Here is a 22,287-nt window from a genome sequence, read left to right on the forward strand (position 1 = left end):
CACCCACACCCACACCCACCGTTGCCCCCACGCCCCCGCCACAGCAGAGTGAGGGCATGGATCGGACTGAGGCACGTCGATGGCTGGCCATCGCTGTCGCGGAGGCGCGGGCCGGGCTCGGTGAGGGGGGTGTCCCGATCGGGGCCGCGCTGTTCGGGGCCGACGGCACGCTGCTGGGCCGTGGCCGCAATCGGCGCGTCCAGGACGGCGACCCGTCCACGCACGCGGAGACGGCGGCCTTCCGGGCGGCGGGACGGCAGCGGTCGTACCGGGGAACGACCATGGTGACCACCCTCTCGCCCTGCTGGTACTGCTCCGGTCTGGTCCGGCAGTTCGGCATCTCGCGCGTGGTGATCGGCGAGGCGGTCACCTTCCACGGCGGGCACGACTGGCTGGCCGAGCACGGCGTGGACATCGTGCTGCTCGACGACCCCGAGTGCGTCGGGCTGATGCGCGACTTCATCAAGAACCATCCGGCACTGTGGAACGAGGACATCGGTGAGTGAGCCACGCATCCCCACGATCGACCTCAGGCCCTGGCTCGACGGTGACGCGCAGGCGCGCGAGGCGATCGCCCGGACCGTCGACGAGGCCCTGAGGACCGCCGGGTTCCTCCTGGTCACCGGCCACGGCGTGGATCCGTCCCTGCGCGCCCGCATCCGGGGGGCCGCCCGCGCCTTCTTCACGCTCCCGGCCGAGGTCAAGCAGCGCTACGAGGCGAAGGTCGGCGGGCGCGGCTGGCTCGGGCCGGGCGCGGAGGCCAACGGGTACGCGGAGGGCACCGAGACCCCGCCGGACCTGAAGGAGTCGCTGACCTTCGCGACGCACGAGCCCTTCGAGGACCCGGTCGTCAACGCCGAGTGGTACGCGCCGAACGTCTATCCCGCGGAGGTCCCCGAACTGCGGCCCCTGTGCGAGGAGTACCTGGCGCGGATGGCCGAGCTGGAGAACCGGCTCCTCGCCCTGCTCGGCGCGGCCCTCGGCCTCCGACCCGACTTCTTCATCCGGCACATGGACCACCCGACGTACGGCTTCAACATCAACTGGTACCCGGGCACCGAGGTCGTCGGGGAGCCTGCGCCCGGACAGTTCCGCATCGGGCCGCACACCGACTTCGGCACGGTGACGATCCTCGACCGGCAGGCGGGCAAGGGCGGGTTGCAGGTCTACGTCGACCCCGCGGACGGAGGCGCCGGATGGGAGGACGCGCCGTACGACCCGGACGCCTTCACCCTCAACATCGGCGACCTGATGGCCCGTTGGACCGGCGACCGCTGGCGGTCCGGGCGGCACCGCGTGCTGCCGCCGCCCGCCGACGCGCCCGCCGAGGAGCTGATGTCCCTCGTCTACTTCGGGGAGTGCACGCCCGGGACGCTCGTCGAGTCCGTGCCCGCCCCGGTGGGCCGGGTGGCGTACGCGCCCGTCGACTCGCATGTGTATCTGCGTCAGAAGCTGGACTCGATCACCGTCGGCTGAGCCCAGCGAACCGTTTCTGAGAAAGGGTTGCCTCGTTGGGCGGGATACCACCCTTTCGGGTGTGTCCCCCGCCGCGAACGGAGCCGCCCGTGCGAATGACTGACATCCAGCGCTGCGAGGTCCGGCCCGGACGACTCGTCGAATGGACGCTCAGTCCGGCCACCGTGGCCATGGCGACAGACCTGCCCGAGGACTCCAGGCCGCCGGCGTACATCCAGGAGTCACACATCAGGACCGCCCGGTCCGTGCGCGAGGACGGCCTGTTCGTGCCGACCTGGCTCGGCACCGCGTTCGACCTCCCCGGCCGGGCCGACCTCGACGCGCTGGGGGAGGCGCTGCGCGGCTGGACGCTGCGGCACGAGACGCTGCGCAGCGGCTTCCGCTGGTCCGGCGAACCGGGCGACGAGATGCGCCGGTTCACGCTCGACGCCGACGCCGTGTCCCTGCGCCGCGTGGAGGTCGGCGACTTCACCGACCCGGAGGAGCTGGTACGGCACCTCCAGGACCGCTTCGACGTCACGGCGGACGCCCTGCGCTGGCCCAACCTCATCTACACCGCCGTCGTCCGGGACGACTCCACCAGCGTGTACATGGCCTTCGACCACAGCAACGTCGACGCCCACTCCATCCACCGCATCCCCGCCGAGATCCACGAGTTGTACGCGGCGGCCGTCGCGGGCCGGGCCGTGGAGCCGACGCCGGTCAGCAGTTACGTCGACTTCTGCGAGATCGAGCGCACGGACGCCGACCGGATCGACGGCAGCCATGACATCGTCGCCCGCTGGCGGGAGTTCATCGGCCGCTGCGACGGCAGGCTGCCGAGCTTCCCCGTCGACCTCGGCCTCGATCCCGACGGCGGGCTGCCCACCCAGCAGCTCCTGCGCGAGAACCTCACGGACCCGGACGCCGCCGCCGCGTTCGAGGCGTACTGCCGCCCCTACGGCGGCAGCGCGGTCGGCATCCTCGCCGCGACCGCCCTCTTCGTCCAGGAGATCGGCACGGAGCCCGTCTACCGCACCGTCGTGCCCTTCCACACCCGGGTGAGGTCCCGCTGGTCGGACTCCGTCGGCTGGTACGTGGGCGGCGCCCCCATCGAGATCCCCGCCGCCGAGGCCCGCGACTTCCCCAGCGCCCTGCGCACGGTGCGCGCCGCGTTGCACGCCAACCGGCACATGGCCCGCATGCCGCTCGCCCGGGTGCTGCGCCTGCTGGGCACGGACTTCCGCCCCACGTCACCCGACCTGTACTCGATCGTCTCCTACGTCGACACGCGGGGCGCCCCCGGGTCCGAGCACTGGACCGAGCAGCGGGCGTACGGGCTGATCCGGGTGTCCTACGGCGACCAGGTGTGCGCGTGGGTCATCCGGCTCCACGAGGGCCTGTGGTTCGCGAGCCGCTACCCGGACACCGACGTGGCGCACAAGAACATGCGGTTGTACGTGGAGCGGTTGCGGGACGTCATCGCCTCGACAGTTTCGTGACCCCGACCCCAGGGGTCACGGGCCCGCTTCGAGTACGTCGATCAGCCGCTGGAAGCGTGCCCTCCAGTGCGGCTCCGGCTCCTCCCCGCCCCGGAACTCATGGGTGAAGCGCAGGGCGCTGCCCTCGTCCCCGTCCCGCTCCAGATGGAACCGGATCCGGACGCCGCCCTTCAGCGTGTACTCGGCGACCCGCTCCACGTCCCACGCGGTGATCCGCCCCTCCCCCACGTCCCGCAGCGTGACCGCCCCGCCGAGGTGCGGTTCGAGGACGTCGGCCGGGGTGAACCAGGCCGCGAGGCCGTCCGGGGTCGCCAGCGAGGGCCAGGCGGTCTCCATCGGCCGGGGCAGCCGTACCAGGAGGTGCAGGATGTGGGTGTCCCCGTGGGTCTGGCTGATGCCCTGTTCTATCGAACCGGTCATGACACCAGCCTGACCCCGACGGGCACGAAATGCACGGTGGCCTGTCGAAGACCGGCCGGTCACACCCCGGCGTACGAGTGCTTGCCGGAGACGAAGATGTTGACGCCGTAGTAGTTGAACAGCCAGCAGCCGAAGGCGATCAGGGCCAGGTAGGCGGCCTTGCGGCCCTTCCAGCCGGCCGTGGCGCGGGCGTGCAGGTAGCAGGCGTAGGCGACCCAGGTGATGAAGGACCAGGTCTCCTTGGGGTCCCAGCCCCAGTAGCGGCCCCACGCGTCGCCCGCCCAGATGGCGCCCGCGATGATCGTGAACGTCCACAGCGGGAAGACGGCCGCGTTGACGCGGTAGGAGAACTTGTCGAGGGACGCCGAGGCGGGCAGCCGGTCGAGGACGGAGTTCGCGAAGCGGCCCGGGGTGCCGCCGTTCGCCAGCTTGTTCTCGTAACTGTCCTTGAAGAGGTAGAGCAGCGTGGAGACCGCGCCGACGTAGAACACCGCGCCGCAGAAGATCGCCGTGGAGACGTGGATGTACAGCCAGTACGAGTGAAGGGCGGGAACCAACTGGTCGCTCGCGGTGTACAAGACAGTGACGGCGAGGCCGAGATCGAGGAGGACCGTGGTGATCAGGAACAGCCCGAGCCAGCGCACGTTCTTCTTCAGCGCGAGCAGCGAGAGGTACACACCGACGGCGACCGTGGAGAAGGTGATGTTGAACTCGTACATGTTGCCCCACGGCGCCCGCTGCACCGACAGGGCCCGCGCGAGCACACCGCCGAACTCGATCAGGAAGGCGAGGACGGTGAGGGAGATGGCGATACGCCCGTAGAGGTCGCCCTGCTCGTCCCCGCCGTGCGCACCGGGCCCGTCCGGCACGTCCCGCTGCCCGGCCGTGGCCCGCACGACGACCTTCGGCCGCTCCAGTACGGCGGTGGAGCCGCCCTTGGTGACGGTGACGGCGGGCGCCTCGGCCTTCTTGTTCCTCTCCGGGGTGAGCGCGGCGGCCGTGCGGCCGACCTTGCTGCGGCTGCCGAGGAGCCATTCGGCGATGTACGCGAAGAAGGCCAAGGTGTAGACGGCCATCGACGAGTAGATCAGCGTGTTGCTGATGTTCGCCAGGTTTTCGTTGGTGGCGGCAGCCAGATCGGTTGCGGCGGCGAGAGTCACTTCGTCTCAGCCCCTTCGGCGGGTGCGACTTGGGGGTCGGGGGTGGTGTCGTCGGTGGAGTCGTCGGGGTCGGGTGCGCCCGGGGCCTGCTCGTAGAGGACTCCGGCGAGGTCGCCGAGTTCCTCGGGTACCTTGGCGGACTCGCTGCGGCCGAGGCCGGCCATCTCCACGACGGTGACGCCTTCGGCGCCGGGGGTGGCCCGCACCCACACGCGGCGGCGCTGGATGAAGAGGGAGGCGGCGAGGCCGAAGATCGCGGCGACGGAACCGGCGAGCGCCCAACCGCTGCCGGGCTGGCGGGCGACCTGGAAGCCGGCCCACTCCTTGATCTCCTTCTCGAAGGTGACCGAGCCGGCGCCGTTCGGCAGCTTCATGGTCTCGCCGGGCCTCAGGTTCTTCCTGAACTGCGCGCCCTTGGCGTCCTTGAACCCCTTCAGGTTCTTCTTGTCCAGCTGGTAGACGCTCTGCGGGAGGCCCGAGTCGACACCGAGGTCGCCGTGGTAGGCCTCCAGGTTCATGATCGGGCTGAGCAGCGCGGGGAACTGCGAGGCCAGCTCGTTGCCCTTGACGTAGGTGGGCAGGAAGAAGGCCTGGAAGCCGAGCTGTTCCCGCTCGCCCTTGGCGTTGCGGTAGCCGTCCATGACCTTGATCGCACCGGTGGAGGTGACATTGCCGTCGAGCGGGAGGAGGGGCACGGCGTCGCGGTAGACGACCTTGCCCTTGCCGTCGCGGATCGTGACGACGGGGGCGTAGCCGTGGCTGACGAGGTAGACCTTCGAGTCGCCGATCTCCAGCGGCTCGTTGACCTTGACGGTGGTCTTCTTCTCCTTGCCGTCGGCGCCCACGCTGTAGAGGAGGTCGGCCTCGTAGGTGCGCGGGGTGCCGCGGTTGGGACCGCTCGGCTCGTAGGTGCCCTTGAAGTTCTTCAGGGTGAAGCTGAAGGGGTCGAGGTCGTCCTGGGTGAAGAGGCTGCCGGACTTGAAGTCGTCGTACTGGGTGAGGGTGTTGGAGAAGCCGTCGCCCTCGACGATCAGCTTGTTCCCCTCGGACTTGTACAGCTGGCCCCAGGCGAAGGCGATCAGCATGACGATCAGCGCGATGTGGAACGCGAGGTTGCCGACCTCGCGCAGATAGCCCTTCTCGGCGGCGACGGCGTCCCCGGTGAGGTGGGCGCGGAAGCGGCGCTTCTTCAGCAGGGCGAGCGCGGCCTCGCGGACCTGCTCGGGCTCGGCCTCGGTGCGCCAGGTGGTGTAGGCGGGCAGCCGGGTCAGGCGCCTCGGGGCGACCGGGGGGCGACCGCGCAGCTGGCCGACGAACTGCCAGGTGCGCGGGACGATGCAGCCGATGAGGGAGACGAACAGCAGGATGTAGATCGCGGAGAACCACACCGAGCTGTAGACGTTGAAGAGGCCGAGCTTGTCGTAGATCGGCGCGAGCGTCTGGTGGGCCTCGCGGAACTCGGCGACCTTCGTCTCGTCGATGCCGGTCTGCGGGATCAGCGAGCCGGGGATCGCGCCGAGCGACAGCAGCAGGAGCAGCAGCAGCGCGACCCGCATCGAGGTGAGCTGCCGCCAGAACCAGCGGATCCAGCCGATCACGCCGAGGGAGGGCAGGCCCGCGATCTCCTCGGCGGGGGCGGTGGAGAGCTGGGAGCCGGCGGCGCCCAGGTCCTGGTCCTCGGCCCGGCCCGGGGTGTTGTCCGGCGCGCTGGTCTTGGTGTTGCTCATCGATCAGATCCCCACAGTGAAGCCGTCGGACCAGACCTGCATCTCCTGCACGATGCGGTCCCACGCGCCGGTCAGCAGCAGCACACCGGTCACGATCATCATGGTGCCGCCGATGCGCAGCACCCAGACATAGTGGCGTTTGACCCAGGCGAAGGCGCCGAGCGCCTTGCGGAAGGCTACGGCAGTGAGGACGAAGGGGATGCCGAGGCCGAGGCAGTAGGCGACGGTCAGTATGGCGCCGCGTCCGGCGCTGGCCTCGGTGAAGGCGAGGGTCTGCACGGAGGACAGGGTCGGACCGATGCAGGGCGCCCAGCCGATGCCGAAGAGGGCGCCGAGCAGGGGGGCGCCGGCCAGCCCGGTGGCCGGCCTGGTGTGGAAGCGGAACTCCCGCTGGCTGAGCCAGGGCATCAGGCCCATGAAGAAGACGCCCATGAGGATCATGAGGACGCCGAGGACCTTCGTCAGGACGTCCTTGTTCTCCTGAAGGGTCGAGCCCCAGTAGCCGAACAGCGCCCCGCCGGAGACGAACACGGCGGTGAAGCCGAGCACGAACAGGGAGGCGCCGGCGACCATCCGCCCGCGCCGGGCCTCGGCCAGGTCGGTGCCGCTGACTCCGGTGACGTAGGAGAGGTAACCGGGGACGAGGGGCAGGACGCACGGGGAGAAGAAGGAGACGAGGCCGCCGAGCACGGCGATCGGCAGCGCGAGCAGCAGGGCGCCGTGCATCACGGTGCCGTTGTACTCCGCGGCGAGCGTGGACAGCGCGCTCACGTCACTTCTCCGCGAGGACGGGCTTGATCATGCTGCGCAGCGTGTCCTCGCTGAGGGGTTGCAGCGCACGCGCCGCGATCCCGCCCTCCCGGTCGATGACGAGCGTGGAGGGGATGAGCTGCGGGTTGAGCGTGCCCTTCTTGAAGCGGAGCATCTGCTTGCCCGTGGGGTCGTACAGGCTCGGGTAGGTGACCCCGAACTCCTTCTCGAAGGCCTTGGCGGGGGTGGTGCTGGTGTCCCGGGTGTTGATGCCGACGAACTCGACACCCTGGTCCTTGAGGTCCTGGTAGACGGTCTGGAAGTTCTTCGCCTCGGCCCGGCACGGTGGGCACCACGATCCCCAGACGTTGACGACGAGGATCTTGCCCTTGTAGTCGGCGGTGCTCAGCTGCTTGCCGTCGATGGTCTTGCCGGACAGCTCGGGCGCGTCGGCGCGCTTGCCCTGCGGGACCGTGGCGATGCCGTTGTTGCCGGTGACGAAGTTGGTGTCGCCGCCGCCCCCGGACGTACCGCCCGAACCGCACGCGGACAGGGTCAGCGCGGCGACGGCGGCGCTGGTGGTGGCGAGCAGGGCGACACGGCTGCGGGCGCGACGGGCGGCACTCATGTGAAAAGTTTCGCATGCCCGTTCTGGGGATCTTGCGCACCCCCCTTGCGGGCGGAAACCCGCATTTCAGGCGGCGTTCGCGGAGCTCGTCGAGGAACTCGTGGAACCACCCTTCGTGAAGGCCTTCCAGCCGCCTGCGGGCTCCTGCCCGACCTCCAGCGTGCGCAGCTTGGCGAGCACGTCGGGCTTCTGTACGTCCATCCAGTCCACGAACTGCCGGAACGAGACGAGCCGGATGTCGGCGCCCTTCTCCTTCTCCCGCGCGATGTGCTTGAGGGCTTCCTCGACGGCGTCCATGTAGATGCCGCCGTTCCACTGCTCGAAGTGGTTGCCGATGAAGAAGGGGGCCCGGTTTGTCTCGTATGCCCGCTTGAAGCCCTGGATGTACGCCTGTGCCGACTGCTCCCGCCAGCCCGGGTAGTTGTGGCTGGGCGCCTTCGTCGAGTTGATCGACTGGTTGGCGAGCATGTTGTAGTCCATGGACAGAACCTCGAACGAACGTCCGGGGAAAGGTATCTGCTGCAACGGCAGATCCCACAGCCCCTGCCGCTTCACCGGCCACACCTGACGGCCGCCGGGCGAGGAGGCGTCGTAGCGCCAGCCCAGCTCGCGGGCGGTGGGCAGCAGGTTGTCCTGGCCGAGGAGGCAGGGCGTGCGGCCGCCGATCAGCTCCTTGTCGTAGTCGAAGGGCAGGGACGGCAGATCGGTCCAGCCGGAGTTGGTCCGCCACTCCTTCACGAAGGACTTGGCTTGCTCGATCTCGCTGCGCCACTGCTGCGGGGTCCAGTTGCCGACGGTGCCGGTGCCGGCGCAGAAGTGGCCGTTGAAGTGGGTGCCTATCTCGTGGCCGTCGAGCCAGGCGCGGCGGACGTTCTTCAGCGTCTCCCTGATGTGCTCGTCGGTGAGGTAGCCGATGTCGGAGGCGCCGCGCGGGTTGTTCGGCGGCTCGTAGAGCCGCTTCTTCGACTCGGGGAGCAGATAGAGCCCCGAGAGGAAGAACGTCATGTGCGCCTCGTGCTCCTTGGCGAGGTCGAGGAAGCGCGGGAAGAGACCGTTGCCGACCTCGCCGGCGCCGTCCCAGGAGAAGACGACGAACTGCGGCGGCTCCTGCCCCGGCTCCAGCGGCTCGGGCTTGGCCGGCTGGTTCGGCTGCTTGCCGGTGTACGAGGTGGAGCCGTCCCCGATGGGGCGGGCGCGGTTGGTCTGGGCGCCGTGCCGGTTGTCCCCCTTGCCCGTGGAACCTCCGGCATCGTTCGACCCGTCTGACGACGTGAGGGTGCCGCAGCCGGCGAGACCGGCGGCCGCCGCGGCACCCGCGCCGAGCCCGAGCATTCCCCTTCGGGTGAGCGTGCGCATTGCATCCCCATTCGTACATATCCACTGGTGGTCACCCAGTCAGAGGACATGCGGAACGGGGAGGTTCCGCGAACTAGTACATAGTTCGTCACGAATATCACAAATGTCACGAACACGTCGCGGCAGCGAGGAAGCCCTCAGGCGCCGAAGGCCTTGTCCTTCCCCTTCGCCGGCCTCGCTCCGGCGCGCAGGTGGGCCGGGACGAGGTCGATGGCGGGCTCGGTGTAGCCGACGGACACGATCCTGTCGCCCTGGTACGTGAAGGTCGTCAGGGACGCGAGCGTGCACTGCCGCTTGCGCGGGTCGTGCCACAGCCGCCGCTTCTCGACGTAGCTGCGCACGATCCAGATCGGGAGCTGATGGCTGACCAGCACGGCCTCGTGGCCGCGCGCGGCGTCCTTGGCGGCGTCGAGCGCCCCCATCATGCGGATGACCTGGTCGATGTACGGCTCACCCCAGGACGGCCTGAAGGGGTTGAGGAGATGCCTCCAGTTCTCCGGCCGCCGCATCGCGCCGTCCCCGACGCCGAAGGTCTTGCCCTGGAAGACGTTGTCGGCCTCGATCAGCCGCGCGTCGGTCGCCACGTCCAGCCCGTGCCCCTTGGCGATCGGCGTCGCGGTCTCCTGCGCCCGCTCCAGCGGGGAGGCGCAGACGTAGGTGATGTCCCGGGAGGCCAGGTGCTCGGCGACCCGGTCGGCCATCTGCCGCCCGAGCTCCGACAGGTGGTACCCGGAGAGACGGCCGTAGAGGATGCCGTCCGGGTTGGCGACCTCACCGTGCCGCATGAGATGGACGACGGTGACGTCACTGTCGTTCCTCTCGGTCCGGGCCTTCTTGTCGATGCCGCCGCTCATGCCGCCGTGGCCTCCGCAGCCGCTCGGGCCGCCGCCGGGAGGGCGTCGGCGATCCGCTGGACGGCCCTGTCGTCGTGGGCCGTGGACACGAACCAGGACTCGAAGGACGAGGGCGGCAGATAGACGCCCTGCGCCAGCATCGAGTGGAAGAAGGCGGTGAAGCGGAAGGACTCCTGCCGCTTGGCGTCCTCGTAGGTGCGCACGTCCCGGTCCGTGAAGAAGACGGAGAACATGTTGGAGGCGTTCTGCAGCCGGTGCGCGACGCCTTCCTTGGTGAGGGCCTCGGAGACGAGGGACTGGATGGTCTCCGACACGGCGTCGACCTTGTCGTACGCGGCCTGGTCGAGGAGCCGCAGCTGGGCGAGGCCGGCGGCGGTGGCGACCGGGTTCCCGGAGAGGGTGCCGGCCTGGTAGACGGGCCCGGCGGGCGCGAGGTGGGCCATCACGTCCGCACGCCCACCGAAGGCGGCGGCCGGGAAGCCGCCGCCCATCACCTTGCCGAAGGTCATGAGATCCGGCCTGACCCCGTCGACGCCGTACCAGCCGGCGCGGCTGGTGCGGAAACCGGTCATGACCTCGTCGGAGATGTAGAGGGCGCCGTTCTCCCGGCAGGCGTCCTTGAGCCCCTGGTTGAACCCGGGGAGCGGCGGGACGACGCCCATGTTGCCGGGCGAGGCCTCGGTGATGACGCAGGCGATCTCACCGGGGTGGCGGTGGAAGGCCTCCTGGACGGCTTCGAGGTCGTTGTACGGCAGGACGATGGTGTCGCCGGCCTGGGCGCCGGTGACGCCGGGGGTGTCGGGAAGGGCGAAGGTGGCGACCCCGGACCCGGCCGCGGCGAGCAGCGCATCGACGTGCCCGTGATAACACCCGGCGAACTTGATCACCTTGGACCGCTGGGTGAACCCGCGGGCGAGCCGGATGGCGGACATGGTGGCCTCGGTCCCGCTGGAGACGAGACGCACCTGCTCGAGCGGGTCGATCCGGCCGACCATCTCCTCGGCGAGCGCGACCTCGCCCTCACCGGGCGTGCCGAAGGAGGTGCCGCGCGAGACGGCGTCCTGGACGGCGGCGACCACCTCCGGGTGGGAGTGCCCGAGGATCATGGGCCCCCAGGAGCAGACGAGGTCGACGTACTCGCGCCCGTCGGCGTCGGTCAGGTACGGGCCGGTGCCGGACACCATGAACCGGGGCGTGCCGCCCACGGCGCGGAAGGCGCGCACCGGGGAGTTCACGCCGCCCGGCGTGACGGCGGCCGCCCGGTCGAACAGAGCCTGCGAGGCAGGCGCATCGTATGGATAGGGCGTTCCTGAAGAGGGCGCTTCGCTCATGACCTGCGACTACTCCGACCTTCTCTGACCTTCTCCGACGTTTCTCGGACTCCGGTTGCCAGTGACCTCCTCAGGGTAGGCCAGCGGGAGGTGACGACAGCGGGCCCACCACCCGGCGACCGGTCTCCCAGCGGCCCATCCCCGCGATCTGCGAGACTGGGCGTGATACACACAGCTCATGCGGGGTGTGATGGTCGGGGACTGAAAAGATCCTGCGGACAGGTGTTTCACCGCACGTTTCGGCGGGCGGCCGCGGGGGAGGTCACTGACACGATGATCGGGTTGCGCGGCGGGGGCCACGGGTCCTAGAAAAGCAGTCGGGTGGAGATATGCATCGCGGTGGCGGACTGGGCGAGGGGACTGATGACCTGGGTCCTCGACGTGCCCGGCGGGGAAGGCACCGGCGCGACGCGGAGGATTCGAACGAACCACGGCAGGCACACGTAGTACCGGATATGCCGGGTGTACCGAACGAGTCAGAGCGTGCCGACCGACACATGGAGCGGCTGAGGGCGAGCAGGAATGGTGGTCGGGTGGGGGTGACGTACAAGTACTTCGGCGCGCCGGACGGCGCCACCGCGGCCCGCGTCCCGATCTCGATGCGCCCCGAAGAACTCGGCGGCGACGAACTCGGCATGAACGGCATGTTCACCAAGATCAAGCCGGAGACGATGGCCGCGATGGTCCTGACGGGCATCGAGGGCGTACCGCTCCACAAGGTCCCGCCGCTGGAACTGGTCGTCCTGCACCCCGACTACGCGGTGGTCAAGCTGCCGATGACGGTGGTCGATCCGCTGCGGGGTATAGGAGAGGAAGCGGTCGGCGCGGCCGCGTTCATCTGGTCGACGGTGCCGGACCGGGGTGGGCCCCGGGATGCGTTCAACGTGTATCAACTGCTGCACGAGTGGCAGGACTTCAGCCATCGGTTGCATGAGGCGGGGCATCAGCCGTATTGCCTTGTGTGGCCCTGAGGCGGGGGTTCACCGGTAGCGGGCGGGGTTTTCGGACCCCGCCTTCGTCATGTGCCGGGAGGGGCCTTCAGGCGGCCTGGGCGCGTTGAGGGCACATGGGCCTCTCTGGAGGTGAACCTCAGGTGTGAGTGGCCGAGATGTTCGGAGAGTGCCTTGATGCTCTCTCCCATGCCCAGGAGCAGCACGGAGGCGTGCGTACGCGTGCCGGAGGGCGTTGCATGCACCTGCGTCAACCCTGGTTGACTCGATCATGGACCGTCAACTACGGTTGACGCATGGACATGAATGGACTGCCTGAGCACGCGGCCTTGAGGGCCGATGACGAGTCGTTAGCGAGGCTGCCGCTACGTCCCATTGAGGTGATGATGTCGCGGCGGTGTCGGTACGCCGCGCAGCCGATCCCCAGGCAGGGCGGCCGGAGCCTGATCGGCGGGCGGTCATGACCGCTTCGATCCATGGTGACGAGCGGCTCGCTGCCAGGCTCGGCGAACTGCTGGGGCCACGCCACCCCGTCTCCGCTGCGGCCGTGGTCTCGCCTCGGGGCGTGACCGTGGCGGGGCGCGGGACCGACCTGGACGATGACTTCGAGATCGGTTCCCTCTCCAAGGGCGTCACCGGGCTGCTGTACGCCGACGCACTCGCACGAGGCGAGATCGGCCCTGACACGACCCTTGGCGAACTGCTGCCGCTGGGCGACATCCCCGCCGCGCGGGTGACGTTGCAGTCGCTGAGCACGCACCGGTCCGGGCTTCCCAGGCTGCCCAGGTCCGCGCGGCCCTGGCGGCGCACCCTCACCCTGTGGCGACACGGAGTCAACCCCTACGGCGAGGACCTCGACCAACTCCTCGACCAGGCCCGAGACGTTCCGCTGGGCAAGCCGCGGCCCCGCTATTCCAACTTCGGGTTCGAACTGCTGGGCCATGCCCTCGCCAACGCCGCTGCGACGACCTACGCGGAGCTGATCCACCGGCGCATCGCCGTGCCGCTGAAACTCGACTGCTTCTACGTCGCAGAGACGACTGACCAGCTCCGACCGGGGGCGCTCACCGGCAGAAGCCGCCGAGGACGCCGGCGGCACCCCTGGACCGGCGAGGGGCTCGGACCGGCAGGCGGTATCCGGGCCTCGGTCGCCGGCATGGCCCGCTTCACCGCGGCGGTGCTCGACGGCAGCGCTCCGGGCGTTGCCGCGCTCGATCCGGTCGCCCCGTTCGGCGCGGGTGCTCACATCGGCGCGGCCTGGATCACGGTCCAGGTCAAAGGCCGACCGATCACCTGGCACAACGGCGGTACCGGTGGTTTCCGGTCCTGGCTCGGGCTCGACCGCGGCTCCGGCACCGGCGTTGTCATCCTTTCCGCCACCGCCGCCTCGGTGGACCGTCACGGTTTCGCACTCCTGGCCGAGTACAGCAGTGGCAACGGACGATGACGTCCTCTCCGCACCGTCACCGCGAGATCACGGATCAAAGATCACCGGTCGCGGATCCCCGGTCACGGGTCACGGGTCACGGATGACGGATGACGGGTCACGGATCACGGATCACGGATGACGGATGACGGATGACCTTGAATGTTTAGAATCGGTCGAACTCATGGGGGAAGAAGATGCGCTTCAGGCTTCGTGCAGCAGCAGTCATGACCGTCCTGGCAGCACAGTTGGCCACCTCAGCCGGAACGGCCGCCGCGACGTCGTACGGGACCGGCGCGGCTCCCGCCGCCGGGGCGGAGGTCTTCGCGGACGCCGTCGGGCCGGACGCCACGGCACTGCAGGCGGCGCTGGACAAGCTGACGGCCGCAGGTGCTCCCGCGGCTCTGGCCCAGGTACGCGTCGGGGACGAGGTCTGGTCCGGCGCGAGCGGTGTCCGTGACGTCCGCACGCGACAGGCCGCCCGGCCCGGTGACCGGTACCGCATTGCCAGCATCACCAAGGCGATGGTGGCGACCGTGGTCCTCCAACTCGTCGACGAGGGCCGGCTCGGACTGGACGACGCGGTGGTCCGGCACCTGACCGGTGTGCTGCCGGCCGCCCACGCGAAGGTCACCGTCAGGCAGCTGCTCGACCACACCAGCGGGCTCCCGAACTATTTCGACGTGCTGTTCCCGACCGGGACCGACGCCGAGCTGGAGCGGAACCGCTTCCGGTACGTGGCCCCGGAGGAACTGGTCCGACGGGCCGTCGAGCAACCGCCCGCGCCAGCCGGCCAGTTCTCCTACTCCAACACCAACTACGTCGTCCTCGGACTCATCGCCGAGCGGGCGACCGGCCGCCCGCTCGCGCGCGAACTGGAGCGCCGCGTCCTGCGTCCCGCCGGCATGAAGGACACGTCCTACCCGACCCTGAGCCCCTTCCTCACCGGCCCGCACGTCAACGGGTACCGGCAGGACGCCAAGGGCCGGCTCGTGGACACCACGGTGTACACCCCGTCGGTGTGGGGAGCGGCGGGGGGCGTGGTGTCCACCAGCGGTGACGTCAACCGTTTCTTCCGGGCGCTGTCCGACGGCACGCTGCTGTCCCCTGCCCGTCTGGCCGACATGCGGACGGTGAACGAGGCCGGTTACGGACTCGGGGTGTTGGGCGGCGGCGACCTCTGCCCGGCCGCTCCGGGCGACCGGGTGTGGGGCAACATGGGCAACGGATTCGGGTACCGCTCGCAGTCCTGGAGCTCACCCGACGGCCGCCGCCAGATCACCTTCGGCTGGACGGTGACGGTGCCGGGTGTCGTCGGGCCGCCTGCCGTGGAGAAGGCCGTCCAGGAGTTCCTGGTGACCGCACTGGCGGCCACCTGCGGGCCGGGTGCCCCGGAAACCGGCACCGAGCCGGAAGCCGGCCACTGACACGGTCGCCCCTGCGCCGACGACATCGCCCGCCGAGCACGACACGACCTCCTCGGCACGCCCGCCGAGCACGACCTCCTCGGCACGCCCGCCGAGGCGAACCGGTGGCTGCGACCGTGGTCCAGCCCGGTCGACGCCGGCGTGCGCGGCGTGGCCCGCTCCACACCGGAGTGACCGGTCCGAACCGGGAATCTGACGACCAGGGACCGCGAGCGGACCGGGAAGCCGGTCAGGCGGAACCGCCCACCGTGAACCCGATCCCCGTCCCGCCCCCGTCCCGCCGGAAGGCGAACGGCGCTCCCCCGTGCGACAGCGCCACCTCCCGCACGATCGACAGGCCCAGCCCCGACCCGGGCAGGGACCGCGCGTCGGCGGCACGGTAGAAGCGGTCGAAGACCCGGAACAGATCGTCCTCGGCGATGCCCGGCCCCCGGTCGAGAACCTCCACGCGCACCGTCCCCGGGCGGGCGGGCCCGGCGACGTTGATCTCGATCGGTGCCGTGCCGTCGCGGTCGAACTTCGCCGCGTTCTCCACGAGGTTGGTCACCGCCCGCTGGAGCATCGCCGGCCGCCCGTCCGTCACGGTCTCGCCGCTCGCGCGGACCAGGATCCGCCGCCCCGTACGCCGCCGGGCGAGCCCCGCCACGTCCTCGGCGATGTCGGCGAGGTCCACCCGCTGGACCGGCTCGGTGTCGGACTGCCCGGCCGCCAGGTCGACCAACTCGTTGACCAGGTCGGTCAGTTCGCGCGCCTCCTGGCCCAGGTCCGCCACCAGTTCGTCGCGCGTGGCGGGCGGCAGCTCGTCGATGCGGCGCAGCAGGGAGATGTTCGTCCGCAGGGACGTGAGCGGGGTGCGCAGTTCGTGGCCCGCGTCCTGCACCAGGCGCCGCTGGTCCTCCTCCGACTGGGCCAGCCGGCCCAGCATGCGGTCGAAGGCGCGGCCCAGCCGGCCGACCTCGTCGTATCCCGTGACCGGTACCTGGATGCCGAGCCGCCGGGTGCGGGCGACGTCCTCGGCGGCGGCGGTGAGGACGACCAGGCGGCGGGTGATGCGCCGGGCCAGCCACCAGCCGAACAGTCCCGCGAGCGTCACCACGGCCGCCATCAGCAGCAGGGTCCGCTGTTGCAGCGCCCGCAGCAGATCCTCGGTGTCGCTGAACTCCTGGGCCACCTGTACCGCGCCCCGCCCGCCGCCGAGCGCGACGGTCGCGACACGGTAGACGTCGCTGCCCACGTCGACGTCCTTGTGCTGGACCATCCGCCCGGCCGTGGCGACGGCCGCGATCCGCCGGTCGGCGGCCGTGACCGGCAGCCCCGGCCGGCCCGGGTCGACGACGGCGCCGTCCGGGCCGAGCACCTGGACGTCGGTACGGGCGGGCCGTACGAGATCGTGCCCGGGCGCCGAGGAGGAGAAGTCGTCGGGTGTCATCGGCCGCCGCCGCACCTCGCCCCGCAGATCCTGTACGACCTCGGAGAACACGGACTCCTGGTCCACCCGTACCAGCCGGGCGGCGGCGGTGTACGACAGCAGACCGACCAGCACGGTGACCGCGGCGGTGACGGCCGCGAAGGAGACGGCGAAGGTGGTGCCGAGTCCCGTTCTGCGCCGCCCCTTCAGCAGCCTCCCGAGCCGACGGCGGGCCGGGCCCACTCAGTCCTCCCGCAGCACGTAACCCACGCCGCGCACCGTGTGGATCAGCTGGGGCGCGCCGGGCTCGTCGAGCTTGCGGCGCAGGTAGCCGACGTAGACGGCGAGGTTCTTGGAGCCGGGGCCGAAGTCGTAGCCCCAGATGCGGTCGTAGATGGTGGAGTGGTCGAGGACGATGCCGGCGTTGCGCACCAGCAGTTCCAGCAGCTCGAACTCGGTCCGCGTCAGCTCCAGCTCCCGCGTGCCCCGCCACGCCCGCCGCGCCTGCGGGTCCATCCGCAGGCCGGCCGCCTCGATCAGCCGGTCGGACGGCGCGGGAGTCTCGGGGGCCTGCTTCGGTACGTCGGCGGGGGCGCCGTTCGCCTCTCTGGTGCGGCGCAGCAGGGCGCGCAGCCGGGCGAAGACCTCCTCGACGTCGAAGGGCTTGACCACGTAGTCGTCGGCGCCCGCGTCCAGGCCGGCGATGCGGTCCTGGGTCTCCACGAGCGCCGTCAGCATCAGGATCGGGGTGCGGTCGCCCTCGGCGCGCAGCACCCGGCAGACCTGGAGCCCGTCGATGCCGGGCATCATCACGTCCAGCACCAGCACGTCCGGCGGCGTGCGATGGGCCTGGGCCAGCGCCTCGACGCCGTCGGCGACCGCGGTGACCTGGTAGCCCTCCAGGGTCAGCGCGCGCTCCAGGGCGTGGCGGATGGCGCGGTCGTCTTCGGCGAGCAGAACAGTCTGGGGCACGGGTTCATACTGCCAAGGCTTCGCGGTCGTACGACGTGATGAGTGGCTCACCGCACCCCCTTCTTACTGGCCTCTCACCCGAGGGGGCGCAGGGTGTGGTCCAGGACCGGCGAGTGCCCCGCCGAGACGACGGACGGCCCCGCCGAGACGACGGACGAGCCTCATGCGACGGTCACGTCCTGGGCGGCCTTGCGGGACGCGTGCGTGGGAGCCTCCGGGACGTCGGCCGGACGGCCCTTCGCGAACTCCTCGCGCAGTACCGGCACGACCTCCTCCCCGAGCATGTCGATCTGCTCCAGCACGGTCTTCAGCGGCAGCCCGGCGTGGTCCATCAGGAACAGCTGGCGCTGGTAGTCACCGGCGTACTCGCGGAAGGACAGCGTCTTCTCGATGACCTGCTGCGGGGAGCCCACGGTCAGCGGCGTCTGGTCCATGAAGTCCTCCAGCGACGGCCCGTGCCCGTAGACCGGCGCGACGTCGAAGTACGGCCGGAACTCACGCACCGCGTCCTGGGAGTTGCGGCGCATGAAGACCTGACCACCCAGCCCGACGATCGCCTGCTCGGGCGTGCCGTGCCCGTAGTGGGCGTACCGGGTCCGGTACAGCTCGACCATGCGCTGGGTGTGGTCGGCCGGCCAGAAGATGTTGTTGTGGAAGAAGCCGTCGCCGTAGTAGGCCGCCTGCTCGGCGATCTCCGGCGAGCGGATCGAGCCGTGCCAGACGAAGGGCGGTACGCCGTCCAGCGGGCGGGGCGTGGCGGTGAAGCCCTGGAGGGGCGTACGGAACGTCCCCTCCCAGTCCACGACGTCCTCGCGCCACAGCCGGTGCAGCAGGGCGTAGTTCTCGACGGCGAGGTTGATGCCCTGCCGGATGTCCTGGCCGAACCAGGGGTAGACCGGGCCGGTGTTCCCACGGCCCGTCATCAGGTCCACCCGCCCGTCGGCCAGGTGCTGGAGCATCGCGAAGTCCTCGGCGATCTTCACCGGGTCGTTGGTGGTGATGAGGGTGGTGGCGGTGGAGAGGACCAGCCGCTCCGTGCGCGCCGCGATGTAGCCGAGCATCGTGGTCGGCGACGACGGCACGAACGGCGGGTTGTGGTGCTCCCCGGTCGCGAAGACGTCGAGCCCGGCCTCCTCGGCCTTCAGCGCGATGGCGACCATGGCCTTGATGCGCTCGCGCTCGGTCGGCGTACGGCCCGTGGTGGGGTCCGGTGTGACGTCGCCGACGCTGAAGATCCCGAACTGCATGGTCGCTCACCCTCCAGGTTGTTGACCGTTAAACTATACCTGGAGAACGGAGCCCGGCCGGGGGCTATTCCTCGTACGGAGCCCTGCCGGGGACTGTCCCCCGCCCGTGCGCACGCCCACCGGTCCGCGCCGGCAGCCGCTCGCCCCGCACCGCACCGCACCACGCCGCACCACACCACACCACACCGCAACCGGTCAGAAGTAGTACGTGTCCCCCGTGTCCAGCACGAGCACCCGCTGCCGCTCCTGCCCCCGGTCGCCGTCCACGGCCCCGTCGCTCCCCACGGTGTCGAAGTCCAGCGACACCTCCGTCGGCGTGCCCCGCAGCCGTACCCGCAGCTCGATGCGCTCCCCCACGCCGTCCGCGTCCACCGCCCCGACGCGGCACGTCACCTCACGCTCGCCGGCCCGCGCACACCCTCGCAGCAGCACCTGCCGGTCGGCCAGCGGCTCCGACCAGCGCAGCCGTACCGTCGCGTCCGGCACGGCGCTCGGGCCGGGGTTGTGGGGCGCGAACCGTACGTCGACCCGGCCGGCGGACATGTCTGCGGAGCCGTGGTAGGCGAGGTCCACCCCAGGACCACCACCCATCGCCCCAGGACCACCCACAGCCCCAGGACCCTCCACCGCCCCGGCGACCGGAGCCACCGCGCCGACCACCGCCACCACGGCCGCGCCGCACACCGCAGCCACCCGCATCCGCCGCATACCGCCCACTCCTCACTCCAGCGTGGTCGTACGGATGTATCCCACGCGGAGCGACCGGCAGGCGCCGTCCAACAGGTGACGCGAAGGCCAGGTCAGGTGACGTGAAGGCGGAGGCGAGGGCATGCGAAGCTGGCCCCCATGCTCGTCCTGCGTTCCGCCGCCCTGTTCGTCGTCGCCGCCCTCTTCGAGATCGGCGGCGCCTGGCTGGTCTGGCAGGGCGTGCGCGAACACCGCGGCCTGCTGTGGATCGGCGCGGGCGTCATCGCCCTCGGCGCCTACGGCTTCGTCGCCACGCTCCAGCCCGACGCCGACTTCGGCCGCGTCCTCGCCGCGTACGGCGGTGTCTTCGTCGCCGGTTCCCTGGCCTGGGGCATGGTCGCGGACGGCTACCGCCCGGACCGCTGGGACGTCATCGGCGCGCTGATCTGCCTCGCCGGCATGGCGGTGATCATGTACGCGCCGCGAGGCGACTGAGCGGAGCACGGAGCACCCGCCCTCACGCAGGCGGCAGCAGCCCCAACTGCCCCAGGAACTCCATCTCGTCGAAGTAGAGCCTGTAGTCCACGATCCGGCCGTCCCGCACGGTGGCGATGTCCACCCCACGGATCCTGATCTCCTTCTGCGTCCCGGGGACGGTCTCCCCGGTGGGCAGACGCAGCGGCCCCGTGTTCCGCCCGCTGAAGATCCCCTCGTCGATGGCCGTGTCACCCACCTCGTACGAGTGCAGCGATTCGAACGTGGCGTCCGGAACCGCCTCCGTCATCTCCCGCCAGTACGCCACGATGTTGTCGCGCCCGCGGATCTCCCCCTCGTCAGGGGTGACGGCCACCGCGTCCTCGGCGTACAGCTCGCCGATGACCTTCAGATCGGGGTGTGCGGTCAACGCGTCCGTGAGCCGGTCCATGACCTCTCGCGCCTGTCCCATGATCCACCTCCGCTCCAGGGGATCACCCCTCTCATTGTCGCACCGCCCGCCTATCCTGGCCGGACAGTCCCTGGACCCGAGCACGCCCGAGGAGCAGCCATGCCCACCGCAGCCCCGTCCGCCGCCTCCCGCATCGCCGTCGTCACCGGCGCGAGCGGCGGAATCGGCGCCGCCACGGCACGACAGCTCGCCGCCGCCGGCTACCGGGTCGTCCTGACCGCCCGCCGCAAGGACCGCATCGAGGCGCTGGCCGAGGAGATCGCCGCGGCCGGCCACTCGGCGACGGCCTACCAGCTCGACGTCACCGACCGCGCCGCCGTCGACGAGTTCGCCACGGCCTTCAAGACGATCGGCGTCCTGGTCAACAACGCGGGCGGCGCCCTGGGAGCCGACCCGGTGGCCACCGGCGACCCGGCCGACTGGCGCACCATGTACGAGACGAACGTCATCGGCACCCTGAACGTCACCCAGGCCCTGCTCCCCAAGCTGGAGGCGAGCGGCGACGGCACGATCGTGGTCGTGTCCTCCACGGCGGGCCACGGCACCTACGAGGGCGGCGCGGGCTACGTCGCCGCCAAGCACGGCACCCACGTCCTCGCCGAGACCCTGCGCCTGGAGATCGTCGGCCGCCCGGTCCGCGTCATCGAGATCGCGCCCGGCATGGTCAAGACCGACGAGTTCGCCCTGACCCGCTTCGCCGGCGACAAGGAGAAGGCGGAGAAGGTCTACGAGGGCGTCGCCGAGCCCCTCACCGCGGACGACATCGCCGACACCGTCACCTGGGCGGTCACCCGCCCCAGCCACGTCAACATCGACCTCCTGGTCGTCCGCCCGCGCGCCCAGGCGTCCAACACGAAGGTCCACAGGGAGCTGTAGTGGCGCGCGGCGACAAGGGCCCGCACGACGAACACCAGATGTGGTGGTGGCTCGGCTACTTCCTCTTGGGCATCCACATCGTGGCGTTCGTGATGATCTACGCGGTGACCCACGCACCGCGGTAAAACCCCGGGCCCGCAAGGGAGTTACCGCCTACGGTCACTCCCTGTGGACAGACACGTACGCTTCGAGGCACTGCACAACTTCCGCGACCTGGGCGGCTGGACGACGGCGGACGGCCACCGCGTCCGCACCGGCCGCCTGTACCGCACGGACTCCCTGGGCAAGCTGACGCAGGACACGCCGGACTGGTCCCGCTTCCTCTCCCTGGGCATCCGCACGGTCATCGACCTGCGCTACCCGTGGGAGATCGAGGACCAGGGCCGCGTCCCGGACCACCCGTCCTTCGCGTACCACAACCTCAGCATCGAGCACCGCCCCTACAACCAGGCCGCCCTGGCCCCCGACGTGGAGCTCGGCCCCTACCTGGCCGAGCGCTACCTGGAGATGGCCGCGGACGGCACGCGGGAGATCCGCGGCGCACTGGAACTGGTGGCCAAGTCGGCGGAGTCGGACACCCCCCTGGCCTTCCACTGCGCGTCAGGCAAGGACCGCACGGGCCTGCTGGCGGCCCTGGTCCTCGGCCTGCTCAAGGTGCCGGAGGCCACGATCATCGAGGACTTCGCCCTCACGGACCGCGCCGCCCCGGCCCTCCTCACCGACTGGAAGGCCCGCAACAACGGCCGCATCCCCACCTGGCCGGGCTTCGGCAGGGCGCCTGAAGCGGTCATGCGGCTGTTCCTGGCGAAGCTGACAGCTCGGTACGGCGGTGTGGAGGGTTACGTCTCCGAGGCCCTGTCCCTGGATCCGAGACCACTCTCAACGTCGCTCCGCGGCACGCTCCTTGAGAAGCGGCCCGAGTAACTCACAGGAGTGAACGCGGTCGATCACCCGAACGGAGGCTGAACTGGCGATCTAGGCTCGCGCCACACCATCAAATCGAGGGCCCTCGACCGGGATGCCGCCCGACCGAGGGCCTGACCAGCAAGGAAGGACACTGCTTCCTCATGGCTGACTGCGAGCCTAGCGTCCACCAGTTCATGGACCTCACTGTGCCTGAGTACGCCTACATGTTTGGTTCTTGCAGGCAGACGGGCATCTTCAG

23 protein-coding genes are annotated in these 22,287 nt (G+C 70.3%); 10 read left to right on the top strand and 13 right to left on the bottom strand.

Annotation, left to right across the window (positions count from 1 at the left end; all coding sequences use genetic code 11):
* Positions 1–56 precede the first annotated feature (56 nt).
* The 3 genes from ABZ078_RS06935 (at position 57) to ABZ078_RS06945 (ending at position 2,957) form a co-directional block, all read left to right on the top strand.
* Complete coding sequence (locus ABZ078_RS06935; protein ID WP_356572363.1) at positions 57–506, top strand: nucleoside deaminase; 450 nt, start codon at positions 57–59, stop codon at positions 504–506.
* A complete protein-coding gene (locus ABZ078_RS06940; RefSeq protein ID WP_356572365.1) occupies positions 499–1,476 on the top strand; it encodes a 2-oxoglutarate and iron-dependent oxygenase domain-containing protein in 978 nt (325 codons plus the stop codon). Before ABZ078_RS06935 ends, ABZ078_RS06940 begins: the two co-directional genes overlap by 8 nt.
* A gap of 89 nt (positions 1,477–1,565) precedes the next feature.
* Positions 1,566–2,957, top strand: a complete 1,392-nt coding sequence (locus ABZ078_RS06945; protein WP_356572367.1) for a condensation domain-containing protein — start codon at positions 1,566–1,568, stop codon at positions 2,955–2,957.
* Between the two features lie 15 nt (positions 2,958–2,972).
* Here ABZ078_RS06945 and ABZ078_RS06950 read toward each other — a convergent pair whose 3' ends face one another.
* The 8 genes from ABZ078_RS06950 to hemL form a co-directional block, all read right to left on the bottom strand.
* Entirely contained in the window at positions 2,973–3,377 is a 405-nt protein-coding gene (locus ABZ078_RS06950) for a hypothetical protein (protein ID WP_356572369.1), read from the bottom strand.
* A 59-nt stretch (positions 3,378–3,436) separates the two neighbouring features.
* The gene (ccsB, locus tag ABZ078_RS06955; protein ID WP_356572371.1) at positions 3,437–4,537 is read right to left on the bottom strand and encodes a c-type cytochrome biogenesis protein CcsB; all 1,101 of its coding nucleotides are present in this window, start codon (positions 4,535–4,537) and stop codon (positions 3,437–3,439) included.
* On the bottom strand, positions 4,534–6,264 hold the full coding sequence (locus ABZ078_RS06960) for a cytochrome c biogenesis protein ResB (protein WP_356572373.1): 1,731 nt from the start codon (positions 6,262–6,264) through the stop codon (positions 4,534–4,536). The genes ccsB and ABZ078_RS06960 overlap by 4 nt, the downstream gene beginning before the upstream one ends.
* 3 nt (positions 6,265–6,267) lie before the next feature.
* Entirely contained in the window at positions 6,268–7,035 is a 768-nt protein-coding gene (locus ABZ078_RS06965) for a cytochrome c biogenesis protein CcdA (RefSeq protein ID WP_356572375.1), read from the bottom strand.
* Between the two features lies 1 nt (position 7,036).
* The gene (locus ABZ078_RS06970) at positions 7,037–7,642 is read right to left on the bottom strand and encodes a TlpA disulfide reductase family protein (protein WP_356572377.1); all 606 of its coding nucleotides are present in this window, start codon (positions 7,640–7,642) and stop codon (positions 7,037–7,039) included.
* Positions 7,643–7,708: 66 nt separating this feature from the next.
* Positions 7,709–8,998 (bottom strand): hypothetical protein, encoded by a 1,290-nt coding sequence (locus ABZ078_RS06975; protein WP_356572379.1) that lies wholly within the window; start codon positions 8,996–8,998, stop codon positions 7,709–7,711.
* Positions 8,999–9,135: 137 nt separating this feature from the next.
* Positions 9,136–9,852, bottom strand: a complete 717-nt coding sequence (locus ABZ078_RS06980) for a histidine phosphatase family protein (protein WP_356572381.1) — start codon at positions 9,850–9,852, stop codon at positions 9,136–9,138.
* Positions 9,849–11,183 (bottom strand): glutamate-1-semialdehyde 2,1-aminomutase, encoded by a 1,335-nt coding sequence (gene hemL / locus ABZ078_RS06985; RefSeq protein ID WP_356572383.1) that lies wholly within the window; start codon positions 11,181–11,183, stop codon positions 9,849–9,851. The genes ABZ078_RS06980 and hemL overlap by 4 nt, the downstream gene beginning before the upstream one ends.
* 533 nt (positions 11,184–11,716) lie before the next feature.
* Here hemL and ABZ078_RS06990 point away from each other — a divergent pair.
* From ABZ078_RS06990 to ABZ078_RS07000, 3 genes are all read left to right on the top strand, one after another.
* Complete coding sequence (locus tag ABZ078_RS06990; RefSeq protein ID WP_003974483.1) at positions 11,717–12,154, top strand: hypothetical protein; 438 nt, start codon at positions 11,717–11,719, stop codon at positions 12,152–12,154.
* A gap of 439 nt (positions 12,155–12,593) precedes the next feature.
* Entirely contained in the window at positions 12,594–13,580 is a 987-nt protein-coding gene (locus ABZ078_RS06995) for a serine hydrolase domain-containing protein (protein WP_356572385.1), read from the top strand.
* A 206-nt stretch (positions 13,581–13,786) separates the two neighbouring features.
* Positions 13,787–14,986, top strand: a complete 1,200-nt coding sequence (locus tag ABZ078_RS07000; RefSeq protein ID WP_356572387.1) for a serine hydrolase domain-containing protein — start codon at positions 13,787–13,789, stop codon at positions 14,984–14,986.
* A 229-nt stretch (positions 14,987–15,215) separates the two neighbouring features.
* Here the strand turns inward: ABZ078_RS07000 and ABZ078_RS07005 are convergent, their stop codons facing one another.
* From ABZ078_RS07005 to ABZ078_RS07020, 4 genes are all read right to left on the bottom strand, one after another.
* The gene (locus ABZ078_RS07005) at positions 15,216–16,607 is read right to left on the bottom strand and encodes a HAMP domain-containing sensor histidine kinase (RefSeq protein ID WP_356572481.1); all 1,392 of its coding nucleotides are present in this window, start codon (positions 16,605–16,607) and stop codon (positions 15,216–15,218) included.
* 30 nt (positions 16,608–16,637) lie between these two features.
* Positions 16,638–17,366, bottom strand: coding sequence for a response regulator transcription factor (locus ABZ078_RS07010; RefSeq protein ID WP_356572389.1), 729 nt, complete (start codon positions 17,364–17,366; stop codon positions 16,638–16,640).
* Between the two features lie 161 nt (positions 17,367–17,527).
* Complete coding sequence (locus ABZ078_RS07015; RefSeq protein WP_356572391.1) at positions 17,528–18,613, bottom strand: LLM class flavin-dependent oxidoreductase; 1,086 nt, start codon at positions 18,611–18,613, stop codon at positions 17,528–17,530.
* Positions 18,614–18,808: 195 nt separating this feature from the next.
* Positions 18,809–19,321 carry a hypothetical protein gene (locus ABZ078_RS07020; protein WP_356572393.1) on the bottom strand — a complete coding sequence of 171 codons (513 nt, stop codon included), beginning with the start codon at positions 19,319–19,321 and terminating at the stop codon, positions 18,809–18,811.
* Positions 19,322–19,459: 138 nt separating this feature from the next.
* On the opposite strand from ABZ078_RS07020, the gene ABZ078_RS07025 reads away from it, so the two are divergent.
* A complete protein-coding gene (locus tag ABZ078_RS07025; protein ID WP_356572395.1) occupies positions 19,460–19,795 on the top strand; it encodes a YnfA family protein in 336 nt (111 codons plus the stop codon).
* A 22-nt stretch (positions 19,796–19,817) separates the two neighbouring features.
* Here the strand turns inward: ABZ078_RS07025 and ABZ078_RS07030 are convergent, their stop codons facing one another.
* The gene (locus ABZ078_RS07030; protein WP_356572397.1) at positions 19,818–20,246 is read right to left on the bottom strand and encodes a nuclear transport factor 2 family protein; all 429 of its coding nucleotides are present in this window, start codon (positions 20,244–20,246) and stop codon (positions 19,818–19,820) included.
* A gap of 99 nt (positions 20,247–20,345) precedes the next feature.
* On the opposite strand from ABZ078_RS07030, the gene ABZ078_RS07035 reads away from it, so the two are divergent.
* From ABZ078_RS07035 to ABZ078_RS07045, 3 genes are read left to right on the top strand one after another with little or no spacing between them, the layout of a single operon-like run.
* Positions 20,346–21,122 carry an SDR family NAD(P)-dependent oxidoreductase gene (locus tag ABZ078_RS07035; protein WP_356572399.1) on the top strand — a complete coding sequence of 259 codons (777 nt, stop codon included), beginning with the start codon at positions 20,346–20,348 and terminating at the stop codon, positions 21,120–21,122.
* Positions 21,122–21,247, top strand: coding sequence for a hypothetical protein (locus ABZ078_RS07040; protein ID WP_356572401.1), 126 nt, complete (start codon positions 21,122–21,124; stop codon positions 21,245–21,247). Before ABZ078_RS07035 ends, ABZ078_RS07040 begins: the two co-directional genes overlap by 1 nt.
* A gap of 43 nt (positions 21,248–21,290) precedes the next feature.
* The gene (locus ABZ078_RS07045; RefSeq protein WP_356572403.1) at positions 21,291–22,046 is read left to right on the top strand and encodes a tyrosine-protein phosphatase; all 756 of its coding nucleotides are present in this window, start codon (positions 21,291–21,293) and stop codon (positions 22,044–22,046) included.
* Positions 22,047–22,287: the final 241 nt, after the last annotated feature.

Source organism: Streptomyces sp. NPDC006385, assembly GCF_040612485.1.
GTDB lineage: Bacteria > Actinomycetota > Actinomycetes > Streptomycetales > Streptomycetaceae > Streptomyces.